Annotated in this window: 18 protein-coding genes; 8 read left to right on the plus strand and 10 right to left on the minus strand. The window is 61.6% G+C overall.

Going from position 1 to position 21,698, the window contains the following annotated elements; translation table 11 throughout:
• Positions 1–33: 33 nt before the first annotated feature.
• From P0D68_RS25115 to P0D68_RS25135, 5 genes are all read right to left on the minus strand, one after another.
• Positions 34–1,023, minus strand: coding sequence for a GlxA family transcriptional regulator (locus tag P0D68_RS25115; protein WP_408301300.1), 990 nt, complete (start codon positions 1,021–1,023; stop codon positions 34–36).
• Between the two features lie 1,309 nt (positions 1,024–2,332).
• Positions 2,333–3,283, minus strand: a complete 951-nt coding sequence (locus P0D68_RS25120) for a dimethyl sulfoxide reductase anchor subunit family protein (protein WP_408301302.1) — start codon at positions 3,281–3,283, stop codon at positions 2,333–2,335.
• Positions 3,284–3,303: 20 nt separating this feature from the next.
• Positions 3,304–4,059: a 4Fe-4S dicluster domain-containing protein gene (locus P0D68_RS25125; protein ID WP_408186945.1), complete on the minus strand. Its 756-nt coding sequence runs from the start codon at positions 4,057–4,059 to the stop codon at positions 3,304–3,306.
• Between the two features lie 25 nt (positions 4,060–4,084).
• On the minus strand, positions 4,085–7,009 hold the full coding sequence (locus P0D68_RS25130) for a molybdopterin-dependent oxidoreductase (protein WP_408301304.1): 2,925 nt from the start codon (positions 7,007–7,009) through the stop codon (positions 4,085–4,087).
• A gap of 272 nt (positions 7,010–7,281) precedes the next feature.
• On the minus strand, positions 7,282–8,214 hold the full coding sequence (locus tag P0D68_RS25135; protein ID WP_408301306.1) for a 2-hydroxyacid dehydrogenase: 933 nt from the start codon (positions 8,212–8,214) through the stop codon (positions 7,282–7,284).
• Positions 8,215–8,448: 234 nt separating this feature from the next.
• On the opposite strand from P0D68_RS25135, the gene P0D68_RS25140 reads away from it, so the two are divergent.
• The gene (locus tag P0D68_RS25140; protein WP_408186942.1) at positions 8,449–9,936 is read left to right on the plus strand and encodes a sensor domain-containing diguanylate cyclase; all 1,488 of its coding nucleotides are present in this window, start codon (positions 8,449–8,451) and stop codon (positions 9,934–9,936) included.
• A 27-nt stretch (positions 9,937–9,963) separates the two neighbouring features.
• On the opposite strand, the gene P0D68_RS25145 is transcribed toward P0D68_RS25140, so the two are convergent.
• The gene (locus P0D68_RS25145; RefSeq protein ID WP_091801873.1) at positions 9,964–10,266 is read right to left on the minus strand and encodes a putative quinol monooxygenase; all 303 of its coding nucleotides are present in this window, start codon (positions 10,264–10,266) and stop codon (positions 9,964–9,966) included.
• Positions 10,267–10,536: 270 nt separating this feature from the next.
• Here P0D68_RS25145 and P0D68_RS25150 point away from each other — a divergent pair, with 270 nt between their 5' ends.
• Complete coding sequence (locus tag P0D68_RS25150) at positions 10,537–10,878, plus strand: zinc ribbon domain-containing protein YjdM (RefSeq protein WP_091801875.1); 342 nt, start codon at positions 10,537–10,539, stop codon at positions 10,876–10,878.
• Positions 10,879–10,908: 30 nt separating this feature from the next.
• On the opposite strand, the gene P0D68_RS25155 is transcribed toward P0D68_RS25150, so the two are convergent.
• Together P0D68_RS25155 and P0D68_RS25160 are read right to left on the minus strand one after the other, a co-directional pair.
• Positions 10,909–12,309, minus strand: coding sequence for a heavy metal sensor histidine kinase (locus P0D68_RS25155; RefSeq protein WP_408301309.1), 1,401 nt, complete (start codon positions 12,307–12,309; stop codon positions 10,909–10,911).
• On the minus strand, positions 12,306–12,977 hold the full coding sequence (locus tag P0D68_RS25160) for a heavy metal response regulator transcription factor (RefSeq protein ID WP_091801881.1): 672 nt from the start codon (positions 12,975–12,977) through the stop codon (positions 12,306–12,308). The genes P0D68_RS25155 and P0D68_RS25160 overlap by 4 nt, the downstream gene beginning before the upstream one ends.
• 195 nt (positions 12,978–13,172) lie before the next feature.
• Here P0D68_RS25160 and P0D68_RS25165 point away from each other — a divergent pair, with 195 nt between their 5' ends.
• The 3 genes from P0D68_RS25165 (at position 13,173) to P0D68_RS25175 (ending at position 15,301) form a co-directional block, all read left to right on the plus strand.
• Positions 13,173–13,805: a hypothetical protein gene (locus tag P0D68_RS25165; RefSeq protein ID WP_408186941.1), complete on the plus strand. Its 633-nt coding sequence runs from the start codon at positions 13,173–13,175 to the stop codon at positions 13,803–13,805.
• A 90-nt stretch (positions 13,806–13,895) separates the two neighbouring features.
• Positions 13,896–14,528 carry a cytochrome b/b6 domain-containing protein gene (locus tag P0D68_RS25170; protein ID WP_408468764.1) on the plus strand — a complete coding sequence of 211 codons (633 nt, stop codon included), beginning with the start codon at positions 13,896–13,898 and terminating at the stop codon, positions 14,526–14,528.
• Positions 14,525–15,301 (plus strand): molybdopterin-dependent oxidoreductase, encoded by a 777-nt coding sequence (locus tag P0D68_RS25175; RefSeq protein ID WP_091801887.1) that lies wholly within the window; start codon positions 14,525–14,527, stop codon positions 15,299–15,301. Before P0D68_RS25170 ends, P0D68_RS25175 begins: the two co-directional genes overlap by 4 nt.
• Before the next feature lie 18 nt (positions 15,302–15,319).
• Here the strand turns inward: P0D68_RS25175 and P0D68_RS25180 are convergent, their stop codons facing one another.
• Positions 15,320–16,288: an AraC family transcriptional regulator gene (locus P0D68_RS25180; RefSeq protein ID WP_408186939.1), complete on the minus strand. Its 969-nt coding sequence runs from the start codon at positions 16,286–16,288 to the stop codon at positions 15,320–15,322.
• A gap of 318 nt (positions 16,289–16,606) precedes the next feature.
• On the opposite strand from P0D68_RS25180, the gene P0D68_RS25185 reads away from it, so the two are divergent.
• Positions 16,607–17,659 (plus strand): NAD(P)-dependent alcohol dehydrogenase, encoded by a 1,053-nt coding sequence (locus P0D68_RS25185; protein ID WP_408301313.1) that lies wholly within the window; start codon positions 16,607–16,609, stop codon positions 17,657–17,659.
• 711 nt (positions 17,660–18,370) lie between these two features.
• Entirely contained in the window at positions 18,371–19,327 is a 957-nt protein-coding gene (locus P0D68_RS25190) for a LysR family transcriptional regulator (RefSeq protein WP_408301315.1), read from the plus strand.
• A 244-nt stretch (positions 19,328–19,571) separates the two neighbouring features.
• Here P0D68_RS25190 and P0D68_RS25195 read toward each other — a convergent pair whose 3' ends face one another.
• The gene (locus P0D68_RS25195; RefSeq protein ID WP_408301317.1) at positions 19,572–20,513 is read right to left on the minus strand and encodes a hypothetical protein; all 942 of its coding nucleotides are present in this window, start codon (positions 20,511–20,513) and stop codon (positions 19,572–19,574) included.
• 124 nt (positions 20,514–20,637) lie between these two features.
• On the opposite strand from P0D68_RS25195, the gene P0D68_RS25200 reads away from it, so the two are divergent.
• Positions 20,638–21,483, plus strand: a complete 846-nt coding sequence (locus P0D68_RS25200; RefSeq protein WP_408301319.1) for a M15 family metallopeptidase — start codon at positions 20,638–20,640, stop codon at positions 21,481–21,483.
• Positions 21,484–21,698 lie beyond the last annotated feature (215 nt).

Consider the following 21,698-nt stretch of genomic DNA (forward strand, 5'->3'; position numbering starts at 1 on the left):
GAAGACGGCGTGAACAGGAACTCGATTCCGCGATCAAACCCGCTTGCGCATACGATACTCCGTGGGCGTTGTCGTTAGATGCTTGCGAAAGAGTTTCGCTAGCCGCCCGCCGCATCCAATGCCGCAATGGCGCGCCACCTTGTCGACTGGCAAATCAGTTTCGACAAGCAGGCGACAACTCATATCAAGCCGCACGTACAGCAAGTAATCGGACGGTGTCACACCCATTTCAATCTTGAAGCGCCTGAGAAAATTACGCTCGCTCATGCCCGCGATCTGCGCTGCCTCGTCGATCGAAATATGGCGTTGCCCGTTCGTTTCCAGCCATTTTGCCGATGCCTTGATCTTCTCGCTCACGCCAATCGAAGCACTCTTGCGCACAATCGCCGTAAACCTGGTATCCGCGGATGGCGCGACCCAGTCAGCTATCTGATGCGCAATCTCGGCGCCGAAATCTTCCTCGATCACCGCAATAGCTGTTCGAAACGGGCTGACGGAAGCGCTCGAAGAGCCTTTACCAGCGCCAGTCTGCGCGATTTCGCCCTCGCGTTCGCCGTCACGCCTGACACCGGCTGCGTGTCCGAAAGCAGCGGCGTCGAGCAACGCTCGTCCTTCACCGATCGGGAATACCAGTTCCCCGCGCCCATGCGTCCGCCGAAGCCACGCAACCAGCTGTTCATCGCGCAGCGCATCGATCACGCCTTCGCCACCAGCAATAAACAAGGCGTGAAAGCGCTCTGACTCGCGCTGAGCTCCTATGCTTTCGGTCCAAACGAACACCGATGAAGAACTCGCGACCCTGCCTCCCGTTGCCGACAACAAACTCACGTCGTAACGCGTCTTGCCATACTGTTCCCCTTCGGTGAGCGCATTCGCCGACTGGAATACCTCCGCGATCGCTGCTGCCTCGGGAAGGGCGAAGCCGCCAAACAAAACGATACCGATACGTTTCGCGGTGCCGCTCTCTGGCAAAACGTGACGTACCATTGGGCTGTTGCGGTCAGCGACTGAAAAACACCCCATCAGATTTTCCCCGGAAATTGTTGTCCGCTCCGATTTGCTTTGAGTCTGACTAATTATGCGGATTGATCCTACATAAGGATGGTCTGCGACGTATTTTTCTGGCTGAATCGACCAAGATGTTGGCGGATATGATCAATCCTTTAGACAACACATAAGGCGATCACGCCAAGGCAATTAATTTAATAGTCTTATGAAAATAATCAGAAAAACGCAAAAAATAAATCAGGTTATTGAGAACACCAATATTTATATTGGACGCTTTCAATTTCACAAAGCATTGGATGAACACTTGAAGTCCGCATGCGTGGCGGCCGCTCGCAACCAGCGTGGCATGCGCACCCCACGATCCTGTCGTGCCAATCGTCGCTAATCGCGCATAGTGGCTCGCAAATGCGGATCACGCTGAATTGGCAGGACTCCCTATAACAAAACTACCGAGCCACGGATGCAGTTTCCCTGCCAGCCACTCGACGAAATGACCACGCTCCTTACCATGGGAACACTCTCATGAACGAGACGGGTACGCGCTGCAGCGAACGGTAGCGAAGAATGGTCGACAAGCATACGTGTCGACATAAATGCGTCACCGGGAACGGCGAGTCGTCCGCGGCTCTGTGACCGCTATCACACTCGAACGGCGAGGTCGTTCCTGCCCGGAAGACACTTTCTCATGTCCCCCTCAGTCAACATTTTGACTCAATCCGCCATGCACATCCGCTGCCCGCATCGACCGACTAGACTGTGCTTTGGTCTTTCGAGGGGGCGCTTTTCCAAGGCAACCCCGCCCCTCGATTTCGCCTGCCGCGCTTCGGGCGGCAGGCTTTTTTTCTTGGACCCTTCTTTTGAGTTCGCTCGATTGGGTCGACGATGCATCAGCCAGCACTGCGCGCGCGTGCATCCAAGTGCTCAATTCGTGCCTCCTATATGGAAGTCACGAGCATCGGACTCGATACACGTAAACGGAACAGGTATGGACGAGAAGGTAACGTATGTGTACGAATACACGGGCGGCTTTGGTACTTACCGTACCACTGGGTCGCAGATGGCACATCTGCTTCCTCTTGTGGGAGACAACGTAACCATGGTGGTCGACGAACCAGGGTTCGATGGTGTTCTAAAGGTGAAGTCGCGGCTCTTTGAGTACGACAGGATGGGCTCATTGACTATCATTTTCAGTCTCTCCCATACAATCGCTTAAGATTCCCAATTACTCAGTCATCTTTGGAACAGAGCACATTAGCACCTGGAAAGATGAAGGTTGGTCTTATTAGATTTTTTGTAAGCGCACAAGAGCGCGCCGACTCGCACCTCAACCAACCCTCGCGTAATACAGATTCTGCGGATGCTTCGCCTCGGCAAAGAAAAACCAGCGTTCCGCGACCAGCCCCGCGTATTGCACGAAACACGCGGCGGCCAGCAAGCCGAGCGAAGCGCCGATCGAATGCAGGCTCGCGCCGAGCGCCATCAACACGACCGGCGCGACGAACGCCGTCGCCAGAAAACCCCATTTGACACCGCGCAGGGTGCGCGCCGATTTGCCGTGAAAGAACTCGCGCAGATTGAACGCACCGGCGGTAAAGCCACGCGACACCTGCACCAGCTTCGGATTGTGAATACCGGTGGCGCTCTGTACCGTCGACTTCGGCCGCAAGCGCGCATTGCGCATGAGCGATGCCGAGCGGCTCGCGCAACCGGCGAGCGTCAACCCGCACGCGCACACGGCGAGCCCCGCGGTCAGCGCGGGCGCGAGCCACGCGCTCAACGCTGTCGCCAGCGTGAAGCCCGAAGCGCAACCGAGCAGCGCGAAGTTGACCAGCGTGAGCGGCGTGGCCCATTCCTGCAGAAAGCGCAAACACGCGTAGATCATCGCCGTACAGACGAACAGCACCGCGCTCGCCAGCACACCGAGCCAGCCTATCGCCAGCGCCCATGGTGATGCAAACGCATGGGCGACGCCGTAGAAAAAGGCGCAAGCGAGAAACGCCGGTAGGCACAGACATTCGCGCGACAGCCACGAGGTTCGCCACATGGCGATCGCGCGCCATGCACGTTCCGGATGGCCAAGATGGAAGAACGATGCGAGCAGGCCGAGTGCGCCCAATATTACCGACACGGCCGCGCCGGTGATATAGAACGGATCGGTGGGCGACGCGAGCAGGCCGAGATGCGCGGCCGTTTCCACGCCGACGAGCGCAATCAGCAAGCCCTGCGCCGCGCCGCTCAAGGTGGTGAGGAAAACCACGGAGAATGCGGGGTTCATCGTGAGGTCCTATCGGTGTTTCAGATGCGCGTCGCCATCGACGCAAGATGCAACTCACCGCGCTCGATTTGCGCGTCGAGCGATTCCGGCGATTGGACCGGCTCCGACATCGAGCCGGACGATTTGCACGAGCACGAATCGCTGCCACAACCCGCGGCCTGCGTCGGCACGCGCGGCAAATAATGGTTTGCCGGCCGCGTGTTCCACTCAGGCATCAACTGATAGCCGCCGCGCTCCTCGATGGCTTTCGACACCACCGAGTCCGGGTCGTGAATATCGCCGAACAGCCGCGCGGAGGTCGGGCATGCGAGCACGCACGCCGGCTGGCGGTCACGTTCGGACAGATTCTCATCGTGGATCCGATCGACGCACAGCGTGCACTTCGTCATCTCCTTGCGGCTTTCGTCGAGTTCACGCGCGCCGTACGGGCACGCCCACGCGCAATATTTGCAGCCGATACAGCGGTCGAAATCCACCAGCACGAGCCCGTCTTCCTTGCGCTTATAGCTCGCGCCGGTCGGACAGACCGGCACGCACGGCGGGTCCTCGCAGTGCAGACAGGACTTCGGAAAGTGGATCGTCTCGGCGTTGGGAAAGCTGCCGGCTTCGAAGCTCTGCACCCGGTTGAAGAAAGTGCCGGAGGGATCGGCGTCGTACGGATTGAGGTCGGCGAGGCTGCCCGACTCACCCGAGGTATTCCACTCCTTGCAACTCGTCACGCAAGCATGGCACCCCACGCACACGTTCAGGTCGATCACCAATGCCATCTGTGTCATCAAAGGCTCCTTGCGGCTGACTATGCTATTTGCGCCCCGACGCGCCACGCAGCCGCGCAGCGAACTCCCCGCGTCCCGCGAAATAGGTTTGCACGATGCGTGAGATCACGCCGTTCTCACCCGGCACCGCGGGCATCGCCGCGAACTGCGGCAGTGTGTGACGCGCGTCGGCTTCTGCCGGATAGATGCGCACGCGCACGTCGTACCATGCGGCCTGGCCCGTCACGGGATCGGAGTTCGACATGCGTCGCGCCACGTCGTCGTCTCGGCCCGGCAACTCGTCGGTGATCAGGTGATTGAGCAGGAAACCGCGCTGTGATTCGTTCGCGCCCGAACCGAGGTTCCATGCGCCCGCTGCCTTGCCGATTGCGTTCCACGTCCATACCGTGCCGGGCTCCACAGTCTCGCTGAAGCGCGCCATGCAGCGCACGCGGCCCCATTGCGATTCGGCGTAGATCCAGCTGCCGTCGGCGATGCCGTTTTCGGCCGCCATCAACGGATTCATGTAGAGATAGTTTTCGCCATGAATCTGCCGCAGCCACGCGTTCTGAGAGTCCCATGAGTGGTACATCGCCATTGGCCGCTGGGTCACGGCGGCGAGCGGAAAACGCGCGAGGTCGGTGGCCGCGCTTTCGAGCGGCGCGTACCAGAACGGCAGCGGATCGAAGTACTTTTCAACGCGCGCGCGTAAGTGGTCTGGCGGCTGCCTGCCGCTCGTGCGGCCCTGCGCGGCGAGCCTGAACTTTTGCATTACGTCGGAGTAAAGCTGGATCAGGATCGGCTCGCTGAACTTGCGAAAACCGTTTTTGACCGCCCACTCGAGATACGGTCCGTTGCAGTTGCGCATGTATTGCAGCGTCTCGGGCAGCGGGTAATGGAACACACAGTTGTTCTTCGCGTACTCCTCCCATTGCCGCGGATTGGGCTCGCCGACCAACGCCTTGTCGCCGTCCTTGCCGCGCCAGCCGCTCAAAAAGCCCACGCCGGAATTCGGTGAAGTCGTGAAGTTGATGACGAAGTCGGGATAGTCCCGAAAGCGCCGCGCGCCTTCGGCGGTCGTGAAAGCCGGAAACTTCAGGCGCGACGCGAGTTCGATCAGCACTTCCTGGAATGGCTTGCATTCGCCGGTGGGCGGCACGACCGGCACGCGCACCGAATCCACCGGACCGTCGAACTCGGAGATCGGCCGGTCGAGCATCGACATCGCGTCGTGCCGTTCCAGATAGGTCGTGTCGGGCAGGATAAGATCGGCGAAGGCCGTCATCTCCGACTGGAACGCGTCGCACACCACCAGAAAAGGAATCTTGTACTCGCCGTCGTCGTGCTTGTCGACGAGCATCTCACGCACCTTCATCGTGTTCATCGACGAATTCCACGCCATGTTGGCCATGAAAATCATCAGCGTATCGATCGGGTACGGGTCGCCGCGCCATGCATTGGTAATCACGCTGTGCATCAAGCCATGCACGGCCAGCGGATATTCCCACGAGAAGGCCTTGTCGATGCGCACCGGGCCGCCCTGGTCGTCGATGAACAGGTCCTCGGGCGCGGCGGGCCAGCCGAGCGGACCGGTGGCGAGCGGCGTATTCGGCTTGACGGCGTCGGGGCTGTTCGGCGGTTTCGCCGACGGCGGCACGGCACGCGGAAACGGTGACTTGTGACGAAAACCGCCGGGCCGGTCGATCGTGCCGAGCAGCGACATCAGCACGGCCAGCGCGCGGATCGACTGGAAGCCGTTGGAGTGCGCCGCGAGGCCGCGCATCGCGTGAAAGGCCACCGGGTTGCCGCTGACCGTTTCGTGCGTCTCGCCCCATGCGTCGGTCCAGCGGATCGGCAACGTAATGCGGTGATCGCGGCAAGTCTGGATCATTTCACCGGCAAGGCGTCGAATCGTCTCCGCCGAAATGCCGGTAATGGCGGCGGCCCACTCGGGCGTGCAATCGGCCACCCGTTCGCGCAGCAACGCGAACGACGGCGTGACCGGCGTGCCGTCGTCGAGCGTATAGCGGCCGTCGAGCGCGGGCGTGACACCCGCCGTGTGATGCGGCACGGCGCGCGCGGCATCCGCATCCCACCACAAATGATTCTGCGGAAACAGTGGATTGCCGACCGGCCGCTCAGGATCGCGCACGAACAGGCCGAAGTTTTCGCTGGCTTCGTCGAGATCGACGAGTTCCGCTGCGTTGGTATAGCGGCGCACGAACTCGTGATCCCATGCGTCGGCGGCAATCAGTTCGTGTAGAAACGCCATGAACAGCGCTCCGTCTGTGCCGGGTTTGATCGGCACCCATTCGTCGGCGATCGCCGCGTAGCCAGTGCGGATCGGATTGATCGCAATGAAGCGGCCGCCCGCGCGCTTGAACTTCGAAATCGCGATCTTCAGCGGATTCGAATGATGATCTTCCGCCGTGCCGATCATGAAGAAGAGTTTGGCGCTGTCGAGATCCGGGCCGCCGAATTCCCAGAACGAGCCGCCGATCGTATAGATCATGCCGGCCGCCATGTTGGCCGAGCAGAAGCCGCCGTGCGCCGCATAATTAGGCGTACCGAACTGTTTGGCGAACAGTCCGGTCAGCGCCTGCATCTGGTCTCGCCCGGTGAAGAGCGCGAATTTCTTCGGGTCCGTGGCGCGAATCGTGCCCAGGCGCTTTTCGAGCACCTCGAAAGCCTGCTCCCACGACACCGGCTCGAACTGCGCGCTGCCCCGCTCCGCGCCGGGCTTGCGCATCAACGGCCGCGTGAGGCGCGCGGGCGAGTATTGCTTCATGATGCCCGAGGCGCCCTTCGCGCAGATCACGCCCTGGTTGAGCGGATGCTCCGGATTGCCGTCGATGTAGCGCACCTCGCCTTCACGCAGATGCACTCGAATGCCGCAGCGGCAGGCGCACATGTAGCAGGTGGTTGTCTTGACGTCGAGACGTTCGTTCTGCGTGCGGGCGTGGTGTTCCATGCGGGATCTCCGTCGCGGCTTCGGGCGGGCCGAAGCAGTGGTGATGCGATACCGCCCATCCTATGCGCGGCGACCTCACAAGGGAAATCGCCATTTTCGACGGAAAGTATCCGCCACGCCGATAGTTTTGGTTTGCCTTTCAGTGATGCGCCGGCTCGCACCGAGCGAGAAAAGGCGGCCGCGCCGGCGTGCAAACCGGGCGGGCGCGTTGCCGCTCGTCAGCGGACTGGCACTACATGGCGACCCCGCGATGAATGCGCGAGCGCGGGTCGTCAGATCGGCGTCAACACCGCCTCGCCCGCGAAATGCCGCGTGGCGTTGCTCAGAAAGTTGTCGACCGAGGCCGTGATTGCTTCCGGCGAGCGGCCGCCCACGTGCGGCGTCAACACGACGTTCTGCAGCATCAGCAAAGCTTGCGGCGGATCCGGCTCGCCCTCGTAGACGTCGAGCGCCGCACCGGCAATCGTCCGCGCCGTGAGCGCGTGAGCGAGCGCCGCCGTGTCGAGCACGCTGCCGCGCGCGACGTTGACCACGAAGCCGTGCGGCCCGAGCGCCTCGAACACCGCCGCGCCGATCAGATGACGCGTGCCCGCACCGCCCGGCGTTGCGACGATCAAAAAGTCGCTCCAGCGCGCGAGGTCTTCCACACTGTCGAAGTACCGATGCGGCGAGCCTTCACGCGGCTTACGGTTGTGATACCCGACCTCCATCTCGAAGCCCGCGCCGCGCCGCGCGACCTTCTCGCCGATGTTGCCGAGCCCGACAATGCCGAGGCGCTTGCCGGAGACGTTCGGGCGCATCGGCAGGTTGTCGCGCCAGACGCCCTTGCGCGTGGCCTGATCGAGCTGCGGCACGTCGCGCACGACCGCGAGCAGCAAGGCGAACGCATGATCGGCCACGCAATGATCGTTGGTCCCCGCGCCGTTGACGAGAACGATCCCGCGTGAGCGGGCGTGTTCAACGGCAAGGTTTTCATAGCCCGCACCCAGCGCGCTGACGAGTTGCAACAGCGGCATGCGGTCGATTTCCGCGGCGGTGAGTCCGGTCGTGCCGTTGGTCAGCACGGCGCGAATCGTCTCGCCGTGCGCGTCGATGGCGGCGGCTCGCTGGGCGGCGTCGGGTGCGTAGATGACGTGGAACGCCGCTTCGATACTCGCGCGGCTTGCATCGTTCAAATGGATCAGAACCAGAAGGGATGGCTTCATGTCGGCGCTTTCGTCGGCAACGTGGATGGACGGAATAGATCTCGAGCCAGTGTAGCAAGGCTCGTCAAGGCATGCAGGCGAGCGACCGGGCCGCCCCGGCGCGCCTCAAGTCAATTGGAATACGGCCGTTATCTTGTTGAATCGCGGAGGCGAAAATGATGCGTAACCGGTCTTTCTTTTCAGCAACCGCCCAACCGGCTTTAAAATAGCGGCACTTCCGATTCCGAGAACTCCATGCTGGACATCCTGCCGCGTGGCCCCGCGCCCGCCAACGACGATTCCGAGATGTTCGAACTCGCGCCCGTCTCGCTCTGGCTCGAAGACTTCAGCGGCGTGCGCGCATTGTTCGACGCATGGCGGGCCGACGGTGTGACCGATCTGCGCGCGCATTTCGCCGCCAATCCGGGCTGCGTCGCGCAGTGCGCGCATAGCATCCGCGTCATCAAGGTCAATCAGAAAACGTTGACCCAATTCGAGGCTGCCGATTTCGACGCGCTCAACGGCAATCTCGCCTCGGTGTTCCGCGACGACATGCTCAAGACCCATCTGGAAGAGCTATGCCAGCTGTGGGCCGGGCAATCGCAGTTCACCAGCCAGACGGTCAACTACACGCTCGGCGGACGGCGCCTCGACGTGCTGCTCAAGGGCGCCGTGCTGCCCGGCCACGAGGCGCGCTGGGATCGGGTGCTGGTGTCGGTCGAGGACATCACCGAACTGGAAGGCGCGCGGCATCGCGTGACGCTCGCCGAGCAGTATGTGCGCGGCCTGTTCGAGTATTCGCCGGTATCGCTCTGGGTGGAGGATTTCAGCGCGGTCAAACGTCTGCTCGACGAAGCGCGCGCGGCCGGCATCAACGATTTCCGCGTGTTTACCGACGTGCATCCCGAGTTCGTCGAGCGCTGCATGCAGGAAATCCACGTGCTCGACGTGAACCAGCACACGCTCGACATGTTCGCGGCCAAAGACAAGAAAACGCTGCTGGCGCATCTGCCTGATGTGTTCCGCGACGACATGCGCCCGCATTTCCGTGAGCAGTTGATCGATCTGTGGGACGGCAAGCTGTTCCAGCAGCGCGAGGTGCTCAACTATTCGCTCGATGGCAGCGAGGTGCACGTGCACCTGCAATTCTCCGTGCTGCCCGGCCATGAAAAGAACTGGGACCTGGTGCTGGTGGCGCTCACGGACATCACGGCGCGCAAGAAAGCCGAAGCCTATCTCGAGTTCCTCGGCAAGCATGACGTGCTGACCAAGCTGCGCAACCGCTCCTTCTACGTGGACGAACTGAACCGGCTCGAACGCAAGGGTCCGTGGCCCGTCACGATCATCATGGCCGACCTGAACGGTTTGAAACGCGTGAACGATCAACTCGGCCACGCGGCAGGCGACGCGTTGCTGCGGCGCGCCGGCGAGGTGCTCGCCAAAGCGACCGAGACGCCGTTTCATGCGGCGCGCATTGGCGGAGACGAGTTCGCGATCCTCATGCCCGACACCGACGAGCGCGGCGGCGTCGCAATGGTCGATGCAATCAGGCAACTGGTTGAGATGAACAATCAGTTCTATCCCGGCTCGCCGCTGAGCTTCTCGATGGGCGCGGCCACCTGCCAACGTGGCGACCGGCTCGAAGCGGGCGTGCAGCGCGCCGATCTGCTGATGTATGAGGACAAGCGCGCAACCTATGCGAACCAGCCGGCCGCCGGCGCCGGCGACGCGGCGGGCCGCTGACAAACAGACGCGCGGCCCGCCGCTCGTTTAGCCCGGCAGTTTGGCCGCCAGCACGTCGACCTTCTCGATACTGGGTGGCGAGGCGAACAGTTCGCCCGCCTTCGCCATCAACGCGGCGGCCACCTTGCCGTGCAGGTGCGCGTCACGGCCGCCTTCATCCGCGAAGGCATCGAAAATACCGAATGTGGACGGCCCCAGCTTCAAGGCGAACCACGCGATGGTGCCCGGCTCCTCCTCGACGAGCGGCAGGCCGCCGAGCAGGAACGCTTCGACCTCTTTTTCCTTGCCTGGCCTGGCTTCAAGACGAACGTACAGGGCGAGTTTGACCATGACAGAACTCCTGCTGTGAGATTCGGGCAATAGGCGTGCATTACAAATGCATTGCTAGCGTGGCGGCACACGCGGGATCGCCACGCTATCGGAAAAGTATAGTCCGCCGCTCCTTTGGCGCCGCCACGCGCCCTTCAGGCGGGTATTTAAACGTGCCGGTTTGCGCTAGCGCAGCATTGCGCGTGCCGCACACCGGCGCCCCGGCACGCGTCCGTTATACTCGCGGACCCTGAAGTTATCCGCGGCCCGCCGCGGTCCGGAAACACAATCATGTCGACGATTCCCGCCTGCCCGCAATGCGCAATGGAAAACACTTACCCCGACGGCGACAATTACGTCTGCCCGGATTGCGCGCATGAATGGCCGATCCACGCCGCCGCATCCGCCGACGACGCCGACCAACGCGTCGTCAAGGATGCCAACGGCAATCCACTCGCCGATGGCGATGCGGTCGTGCTGATCAAGGACCTGAAAGTAAAAGGCTCGTCGATCACGCTGAAAATGGGCACCAAGGTGAAGAGCATTCGCCTCGTGGGCGGCGATCATGAAGTGGACTGCAAGATGGACGCCGGCAACTTCATGCTGAAGGCCGCTTATCTGAAGAAGGTCTGAGCGAACAGCGCCGGCCGCGAACGCCGGCGCTCAAACGCCCGGAAAGCGCAATTCGAAACGCACCACGCCCGGCGCCGGACACACCACGCACGCGGTGCCGCTGTGCAGATGCATGATCGCCTTGACGATCGCGAGGCCCAGACCACTCGATTCGGTGAACGCGCTGCGCGCCGCATCCGCGCGATAAAAGCGGTCGAACAAACGCCCCAGTTGCTCTTCGGGAATGGGCGCGCCGTCGTTTTCGACCACCACCGTGGCGCCCTCTTGGTCCTGCGAGCCGCGCAAACGCACCACCGTATCGCTCGCGCCGTAACGCACCGCATTGACGACCAGGTTATTGATCGCACGCCGGCACAGCATGGGATTCACCCATGCCACACCGTCTGCCTCGACCACGAAGCGCATGCCGCGTTCGTCGGCGGGACCTTCGAAATAGTCTGCGATCCTGACGAGTTCCTCGCGCAGGTCGATCGGCTCACGTTCGACTGAGAGCGCCGCATGGTCCGCATGCGCAAGAAACAGAATGTTTTCCGCGATGTGACTGAGGCGACTCAGCTCCTCCAGATTCGATTCAAGCACCTGCTGATACTCTTCGGGCTCGCGTGTCCTCGCGAGCGTAACCTGGGTCTGCCCGATCAACGCGCCAACCGGGGTGCGGATTTCGTGCGCCAGGTCGGCGGAAAACTGCGACAGATGTTGATAACCGTCGGCGAGACGGTCGAGCATGGCGTTGAACGCGTGCGTGAGCTGGCGCAATTCGAGCGGCGCCGCCTCGCTGTCGAGCCGCACGGACAGGCTCGCGGGGCTGATCTGCGCGGCCCGCGTGGCAATCTCGCGCACCGGGCGCAACGCTCGGCGCAGCACGCAATAGGCGAGCAGCGTCGCGGCCAGCATACCGATCAGCGTGGCCAGCAGGATGCGGTTGCGATAAGCGGCCAGCATGCGCACTTCCTGCGTCATTGGGTGACCGGCGATCACTTCGACCTCGGTGCCGTCTTCGCGCGCTCGGGCGGTGGCGATCGCCCAATGCACCGGCACGCCGTCGGCGAGCCGGGTCTGGCGAATGTCGGCAAAGGTCGGCAGACGGCCCTCCTCGCCGGCCTGCAATGCGGGCACCGCCACGCCGCCCGGGTTCACGTCGATAAACGGCGCCTCGCCCGGACGGCGAAACAGCAGCACGTCCTGTTCCGCGCCGAGCATGGTCTCGAACAGCAACGGCCGGTCCTTCAGTTCGCCGACCGAGTAGAGATCGCGCACAATCCGGCTGAAATGCTCGACGCGCCCGGTCAGCACCACGTCGGCGCGGCGCTGCAACGACAGCTCCGCGGAGCGGTAGAAATACGCGCCCAACGTGCCGATCACCACGCAGGCAATCGACGCGAACAGCACGGTGGTGCGAGCCGTGAGCGAGCGCCCGGTCCAGAATTTCATGAGCCGTCGCCGAAGGTGTAGCCGATGCTGCGCACCGTATGAATCAGCTTCTTTTCGAACGGATGATCGACCTTGGCGCGCAGCCGTTTGATGGCCACGTCGACTACGTTGGTGTCGCTGTCGAAGTTCATGTCCCACACTTCGGACGCGATCTGCGTGCGCGACAGCGCTTCGCCCTGACGGCGCACCAGCAGATGCAACAGCATGAATTCCTTGTTGGTGAGCGGAATCTCGACGCCTTCGCGCGTCACCTTGCGACGCAGCACGTCGAGCTTCAGGTCGGCGATCTCGAACACGTCGCTCTCGCGGATCACGCCACGGCGCAGCAGCGTGCGGATTCGCAGCACCAGTTCGGTAAACGAAAACGGCTTGACGAGGTAATCGTCCGCGCCGAGTTCGAGACCGCGAATACGGTCGCTGACATGGTCGCGCGCGGTGAGGAAAATCACCGGCAGATCGCGCCGTGCCCGCAGCGCGCGCATGATTTCCCAGCCGTCGATACCAGGCAGCATCACGTCGAGCACCACGAGGTCGTAAGGATTTTCGAGCGCCATGTGCAGGCCGTCCGTGCCGGTGCGGGCTAGATCGACCGCATAGCCGCTCTCGCGCAAACCCTTCTTCAGGTAGTCGCCGGTTTTCGGATCGTCTTCTATGACGAGAATGCTCATGGTGCTCGGTGCTCCAATTCGGGCTTCGGCCCGGAGGCTCGCTCGAAGGCTCGCTGACATGCGGGACATGGATATGCCGGTCATTTTACGTGGCCCTTGCACGCCATTCATGACGTTTTTGTCATCCATCTGTCACTCGCCGGAGCCGGTCCCGAGTCTAATCTGCCCCCATCGTTCACCACCTGGAGCAGATTCATGAAGATGGTTTCCGCGCGTGCGTTGCGCACCTTCGTCGCCCCGGCGCTCGCCGCCGCTGCGTTCCTCACCGCCGGTCCGGCCGCATACGCCCAGAACGCCGCGCCGACCGGCGTGCGCGGCACGGTAACATCGTTGTCGGGCGACCTGCTCAAGGTCCACACGCGCGACGGCAAGGACGTCGACGTGAAGCTCGCCAAGGACACGCCGATTCGCGGCGTCGTGCTCGCCGACGTGAACGACATCAAGCCGGACAGCTACGTGGGCACCGCCGCGATCCCGCAAGCGGACGGCACGCTGAAAGCACTCGAAGTCCACGTGTTCCCCGCGAGCATGCGCGGTGCCGGCGAAGGGCACCGTCCGTGGGATCTCGGCGGCAACAGCTCGATGACCAACGGTACGGTCGGTTCGCTCGTGGTCAGCAACGGCCGCACGATCACCGTGAAGTACAAGGACGGCGAAAAGAAGATCGTGATTCCGCAAGACGTGCCTATCGTCGCGCTGGAACCGGGTGACCGCTCGCTGCTCGTGCCGGGCGCGAAGGTCGTGCTGTTCGCGCACAAGGAAGCCGACGGCTCGATGGCGGCCAACTTCATCTCCGCGGGCGAGCACGGCGTAACGCCGCCGATGTAACACGGCATTGCCGTTTTCCGGTTTGTTCGAGCAGCCGCGCTTTTTCAATGGCGCGGCTTTCCAGCTCCCGTTCGCCTCGTGATCCTTTCCATGCCCGAACCGCAAATGCGCCTGCTCGTCCACCCGCTCGTCGTCCGTATCACACACTGGATCAACGCGTTCGCGATGGTCTGCATGGTGATGAGCGGCTGGGCGATCTATAACGCGTCGCCCTTCTTCCCGTTCAGGTTTCCGGCGTGGGCGACTGTCGGCGGATGGCTGGGCGGCTCGATCGCCTGGCACTTCGCGGCGATGTGGCTGCTCTGCGCGAACGGCCTGGTGTATTTCGCGTATGGCCTCGGCGGTGGGCATTTCCGGCGCAAGCTGTTGCCGGTTCATCCCCGCGACGTAATACATGACGCAAGCCTCGCGCTGCAATTCAAGTTACCACACGATACCGGCAGATATAACGCGGTGCAGCGCGCGCTTTATCTCATCGTACTGGCGCTTGGCGTGTTGCTGGTCGCGTCGGGGCTGTCCATCTGGAAGCCGGTGCAATTTTCGTGGCTCACAGCCTTATTCGGCGGCTTCGATTTCGCACGGCGCGTGCATTTCATCGCAAAGGCGGGTGTGGTCGGTTTCGTGGTGGTGCATCTGGCGCTGGTGCTGCTCGTGCCGCGCACGCTGCTGCCAATGCTGACCGGTCGCGCACGGCACGCAGCGCATGGAGGAACCCAGGCATGAGCGCATCTGAACGCAACGGCGACGAACGCCGAGCCCGCATCGTCCTTGCCGATCATCAGCCGCAAATCGAGCGGCTGCAGCGGCGCCTGTTTCTGCGCTCGTCGCTCTCCATCGGCGCGCTGGCGATGCTTTCCGGCTGCAACATGCAGGATGGCGATTCGGTCGACAAGGTGCTCTGGGCCATGTCGCGCTGGAACGATCGCGTGCAGGGCTGGCTGTTCGACCGCAACAAGCTGGCACCTACCTACTCCGCGCGCGAAATCACCGATCCGTTTCCGTTCAACGCGTTCTATCCGGAGTTCGACGCGCCGGACATCGACGGTTCGACCTATCAGCTCGAAGTCTCAGGGCTCGTGTCGGACAAGCGCAGTTGGAATCTCGATCAGTTGCGCGCCTTGCCGCAGGTCTCGCAGATCACACGCCACATCTGCATTGAAGGATGGAGCGCGATCGGACAATGGCGCGGCGTGCCGTTTCGCACGTTTCTGGAGCGCATCGGCGCGGATCTGAGCGCACGCTATGTCGGCTTCAAATGCGCGGACCGCTATTACTCCAGTCTCGACATGGCGACGGCCCTGCATCCGCAGACGCAACTCACGCTCGATTTCCGCAATGAGCCGCTGCCGGCCAAATACGGTTATCCACTGAAGCTGCGCGTGCCGACCAAACTTGGCTTCAAGAATCCCAAGCACATCGCGGCGATCTTCGTGACGAACACGAACCCTGGCGGCTATTGGGAAGATCAGGGCTACAACTGGTTCAGCGGTTTGTAACGCGGCCCGTTTGCCCGCTCACACGGCGGTGACGTAGCGCGCCACCGGTTTGACCACGCGTGGTGCCGGCGAATCGTACAAGGTGCGCATGCGCTTCACTTCGTCCACTGGACTGAGGCCGAAAAGGCGCTTGAACTCACGGCTGAATTGCGACGCGCTTTCATAACCGACGCGCGCCGCGGCCGCGCCCGCATTCAAACCATCCTGCACCATCAGCAAACGCGCATGATGCAAACGTGTGGTCTTCACGTATTGCATCGGCGAAGTGGCGGTGACGGCTTTGAACTGCGCGTGAAACACGGCGAGGCTCATGCCGGCTTCGGACGCGAGCGTATCGACATCGAGAACGCCGTGGTAATCGGCATGAATCCGCCGCAATGCTTTGGCAATGCGGCCGAAATGATTCTGATGCGTGAGTGCCGCGCGAATCGCGTCGCCCTGCTCGCCGGTCAGCACGCGATAACAGATCTCCCGCACCACGCCGGGCGCGAGAATGCGTGCGTCGAGCGGCGAAGCCAGCGCGTCCATCAGACGCTGCACCGCGTTGCACAGCGCCGGGTCGAGTGGCGTCGAATAGATGCCGACGGGTTCGTGCTGCGCGGCGCCTTGCGTCTCGTTCAACGCCATCAGCAATTCCGCCACCATGGTGAGATCGACGCGCACCGAGATGGCGAGAAAAGGCTCATCCGGGCTCGCCTCGGTCTCGCATTCGAATGGCAACGGCACCGAGAGCACCAGATACTGCTGCGCGTCGTACTGAAACACCTGATCGCCGAGAAAGCCGCGCTTGCGTCCCTGGCAGACGATCACGATGCTCGGCTCGTACATGACAGGCATGCGCGGCATGGGACTATTCGCGCGCATCAGATTGACGCCTTCGAGACTCGTGCGCGTGAAGCCCGGGTTGGGCGCGAGCACGTCGAATAATTCGACCACACGCTGCTGGGCGGGATCGAGCGGGACGGGTTCAGCGGAACGGGTTGACATGACGGTATAGTGACGTGCAAGAGAATAATGCTTGAAATTTAGCACCAAACGACCTATCGCGCTGCTCGCCAGGAGTTTTAGGCAAACCTTCAAGACATTCAGGTATTCCCGGGCTCCTCGCCCGCTCCTATCATGGGAACCCTGCCGGATCATCTATTTCCGCGCTGCGCCGGGCTCGATTGGCCATTGCCTGTTTGACGAATTTGCCAGCCACCGCCCGCGCCGTGATCCCGGTTCATGACGAGGTTGGCCTCATCGGCGACATGCGTCGCCCATCGCCGGCGCCTTGCGACTTCACCCTCTTTGCTGGAGCTACCCATGAGCACGACTTATGCCTATGCAGCGACCGACGCTACCGCGCCGCTCGCCCCGTTCGAAATCCAGCGCCGCGAACTTCGCCCCCTTGATGTGCAAATGGATGTGCTGTTTTGCGGCGTGTGCCATTCCGATTTGCATCAGGCGCGCAATGAATGGAAGAACACCGTATTTCCGGTGGTGCCGGGCCATGAAATCGTCGGCCGCGTGACCGCGGTCGGTGCGGACGTGACGAAGCACAAGGTGGGCGATCTGGTCGGCGTCGGCTGTCTGGTCGATTCGTGCCGCACGTGTGCGAGTTGCGAGGAAGGTCTCGAGCAGTATTGCGAGAACGGTTTTGTCGGCACGTATAACGGAGTCGACCGGGTCGACGGTCAGATCACTTACGGCGGCTATTCCACGCAACTGGTCGTGGACGAAGCGTTCACCTTGAGCGTGCCGGACAATCTCGACCCTGCCGGCGTGGCGCCGTTGCTGTGCGCGGGCATCACCACCTATTCGCCGCTGCGCACGTGGGGCGCCGGTCCCGGCAAGAAGGTCGGCATTGTCGGCCTTGGCGGCCTGGGTCATATGGGCGTGAAGCTGGCGCGCGCGATGGGTGCGCATGTCGTGTTGTTCACCACGTCGCCCTCGAAGATCGAAGACGCGAAGCGGCTGGGTGCGCATGAGGTGGTGATTTCGAAGAATGCCGAAGAGATGGAAGCGCATTTGAACAGCTTCGATTTCATTCTGAACACCGTGGCTGCGCAACATGATCTGAATCCGTTTTTGAATCTGCTCAAGCGTGATGGAACCATGACGCTGGTCGGCGCGCCGGAGCACGATCATCCGTCGCCGCAGGTGTTCAATCTGATTTTCAAGCGTCGCCGGTTGGCTGGGTCGTTGATTGGCGGCATTGCCGAGACGCAGGAAATGCTGGATTTCTGCGGTGAGCATGGGATTACTTCGGATATCGAGGTGATTCCTATGCAGGGGATTAATGAGGCTTATGAACGGATGCTGAAGAGCGATGTCAAGTATCGGTTTGTGATTGATCTGGATTCCTTGCGGAAGTAAATTTTGGGTGGGCCGCGCTGCGGGGGTGTTGTTTTTTTTGCCTGCGGCGCGGTCGGGGTTGGGTTGTTTTTTTTGGCTTTGGCCTTTCCTTGAATTCGTGGTGGTCTATTGGCGTTGCCCCTGTGCGGGGCGGCACTTACTTTCTTTGCCGCCGCAAAGAAAGTAAGCAAAGAAAGCGGCTTCACACCGCTAATTTTTAAGCGGGTCCCCCGCACAGCCACGGCAGTGGTTCATCTGGAATCCGTGCCCTCGCACATTCCACTCCAGTGACAAAGCCATCATCCGCTCCCACTCCGCACTGCGTGCGTCGCGGACGGGTATGCGCGGGAACCCGTCAGTAGGACTAACGCCGTGGGGGCCGTCTGCTTCGCCTCGGCGACACCCTAAAAAGGCCACTGTTCAATGAAGACCGCTGCGGCGCGCGCAGCGCCGCCGGAAGCATGACTGCCTTGTCACCGGGGCGGAATGTGCGAGAACGCGGATTCCAGATGCGCCACTCCCCCCTCCAAGCCAGGGGACCCGCTTATGAGCTAGCGGTGTAAAGCCGCTTTCTTTGCTTACTTTCTTTGCGGCGGCAAAGAAAGTAAGTGCCGCCCCGCACAGGGGCAACGCCAATAGACCACGAAGAATTCAAGGAAAGGCCAAAGCCCAAAGATCACAAACAAAAACCGCCCCGCAGCCAACCCCCAACCCCAGACTGGAGCACAACCCGTGATCGACCGAATAACCGCAATGCGCACATTCATCCGAATCGTGGACACCAACAGCTTCACCCGCGCAGCGGAATCCCTCAACATTCCCCGCGCCACGGCGACCACCATCGTCCAGAATCTGGAAGCGCTGCTAGGCACAGTTCTCCTCGCCCGCACCACGCGGCGCCTGAGCATTACACCCGAAGGCGCGGCCTACTACGAGCGCTGCGCGCAAATCCTCGCCGACATCGACGAAATGGAAGCCAGCATCCGGCACGCCACGGATAACCTGACCGGGCGCCTGCGTATCGAAATGCCCGGCGCGGTGGCCAGCACGATCGTCCTGCCGGCCCTGGACGACTTCCACACGCGCTACCCGAACCTCGATCTCGCTATCGGCATCAGCAACCGCACCGTCGATCTGATCTCCGAAGCAATCGACTGCAGCATCCAGCTAGGCGAATTGCCGGATTCGAATCTGGTCGCGCGCCAACTCGGCACGCTCGAACACGTGACCTGTGCGAGTCCGGCCTACCTGACCCGTCATGGCACACCCACGGACCTCGACGATTTGCACGGACATACGGCCGTCAATTGCATGTCGCCGCACAACGGACGCGAAGTGGATTTCGATTTTGAAGTGGACGGCGAAGCGCAAAATGTCAAGGTAAAAGGCTTCGTCAAAGTCAGCGACGAACAGGCCTATCTCACCTGCGGCTTGCAAGGCCTCGGCTTGATTCAGCCCGCCCGCATCGCCGCGCAACCCTATCTGGATTCTGGACTTTTGCGCGAAGTCCTGCCGCAATGGAAGCCGGTGCCGATGCCGGTCTCGGTCGCGTATGTGAAGAATCGCCGCGTCTCGCCACGCGTGCGCGCGTTCGTCGACTGGCTGGCGGAGTTGTTCGAGAAAGCAGAGCACGTCGATCAGGATCTGTCGCGTGTCCGTCAGTTACTGCGCGGCCTGCATCCCGCCTGAAGCGGGTTCAATGCGGGCGCGCAGTCCGCGCGACAATTCCGTTGGTTCTGTAGTGTGATTGGCGTCGTTCGCGCCAGCAGATCGACATGAAACCAAAAAATCCCGACCATAAAAGCGATTAAGGCTCGTCTTCTGCAATCGCACAGGCGCGCAAAGCGTATAGCCGGCAGCGTTGCCATCCTCGCCGCCAAAGCTCCCTTACTTCCCCCATCCACCACGGTTTTCGCGGCAAATAAAGAATGCGTCAAGGCTGGCGTGCCTGCTGCGCCGAAGCCGGACAGGCCGGATCCTTACCCCAGTGACCGTCGCATACGCGCCAGCGGCACAACTGGTCTTCGAAGAAGCCACGCTTGCCGCACTCTTTCACGCGTTCAGCCAGTTTGGCGTTGCCGGCAGCGCTTGCACTGACCTTGGTCGCCGTGTCCTGTGCCGCGGGCTTGGTGTCCGCCGGTTTGGTCCGGGCGACGAGAGCCGCCAATAGATCGGCATCCGAATCATCCTTCGAAGCATTGCTGGTCGCGCGCGCTTTCTTCGACTGCGCGACCGCAGTCGGCGCGCTCGCGTGACGGTTCACCGCCGCCATGCTTTCCTTCTTGCCGTGCGCCGCGCTCTCGTGCTTCTCCTTGGTGGCTACAGCCGTCGCGTTTTTGCCGTGCTTCGCCGCCGGCACCGTGACCGCTGAAGCAGCCGTTGCGGATGCAACCGGTGCAGGTGCGCTGCTCGGTTCCGCACCGTCGGCGAGCGCGCGCGACAGGCGGCTGGCGTCACCACTGGCGGGCGCCGTGGCGGATGCCGCAGCGGCCTTGCTATCGCTGTCGTCGGCAACGATGGTCGCCGCTTGCGACGACGCCGCGGCCGGCACCTCTGCTTTCGCGACAACCTGCGGCACGTTGCTTGCAGCAACCGCGGGCGCGGCAGCCTTCTCGACGCTGGCAGGCGTGACCTCCGCCAGCGACTCGCTCTGCACGCGCCGCTGCATATGCCACGCTCCCCAGCCGCCGGCTGCGATCACGAGCAAGGCGACCAGCGCGAGCACCGCTTTCGACCGGCGTGGTTTTTCCGTAGGCGGCGCAACGCGGCCTTCGAGGTTCGCAAGAATTCGCGAACCATTGCCATCAGCGCCTTTAGCCTTATCGGATAACAGGCTAGGCGGGGCTTTGGAATTCGAACTTTCCGGCGCACTCATTCACTGTCTCATTGAATCCTGGATTATTTCGCCGTGATAATACGCTCCGGCTCCTCTCAGAGCAGGCCTGATTCTAAGAGCAAGCATTACAAAATACAATTCTTTCCAATTTCCGGGGTCGCCTTTGATTGCCGTAGTACTTTTCGCCTATTTCGCGCTCGCCGTCGTGATCGCCGCAATGCTGCTATTGCCGGCAGTACGCGCCTCTTTATTGGACGCGGCTCTCACTATTCATGGTCGCTTTATGCGCGGAGCATCGCGAAGTGCATCTCGCGCACGCGGCCAATTAGTGCGCTCGGCAAAAATTTCGCAATCGACCGCAATCGATATGCAAAAGTTACTGGTAAAGCGGCGCTTGCTGATTTTTACCACCACAGGTATTCTTGCGACGCCTCCATTGGTGGCATTGGCTTTACGCGGCCGGCAATTATTCCAATTCGATGACACTGCGCGGGTACCGGACGAGAAAATTGCCGCGTTATTGAACGGCGAACAGCTCGTGCCCCCGCCGCCGCTGCCACCGGAGGTATTTGCCACGCAGGAAGTCGAGCAGATCCGGCCCGCGCTTAAAGACGCGAGCCGCGACTGGAATTTGCTCGATGCCGATTTCAGAACACGTTTATTGCTCGTTTACAAAATCATGCACGAGCAATACGGGTATGAAATGGCCTTACTGGAAGGTTATCGCAGTCCGGAGCGGCAAAACCGGCTGGCGCAAATGGGGGGCAACGTCACTAATGCCGCAGCGTTTCAAAGCTACCACCAATACGGGCTTGCCGCGGACAATGCATTTTTGCGCGACGGCAAACTCGTCATTTCAGAAAAAGATCCCTGGGCCATGCGAGGTTATCAGCTATACGGACAGACAGCGGAACAGGTCGGTCTGACGTGGGGTGGGCGCTGGAAAATGATGGATCTCGGGCACGTCGAATATCACAAACCCGGCTTCGTCCTCGGGCGCGGTCATTAGGATAAAGCGTGGAATAAGAGGTTGACAATGGGGCGTTCAATCAGATTTTCTGGCGAAAAGCGGCAATGCCGCATGCATAATGGCATTGCGCCGATCACATTCTCTGCGGCTTTTTTTCGCGGATTTAACAATCTTGCCGTATTCGCTTTCGCCTGAACATGCACTCGATTTATTTCAAACGCCATACGCGCACCATGCCGTGCGCCACAGCACGC

This window comes from Paraburkholderia sp. RL17-380-BIE-A (genome assembly GCF_046028085.1).
Taxonomy (GTDB): domain Bacteria; phylum Pseudomonadota; class Gammaproteobacteria; order Burkholderiales; family Burkholderiaceae; genus Paraburkholderia.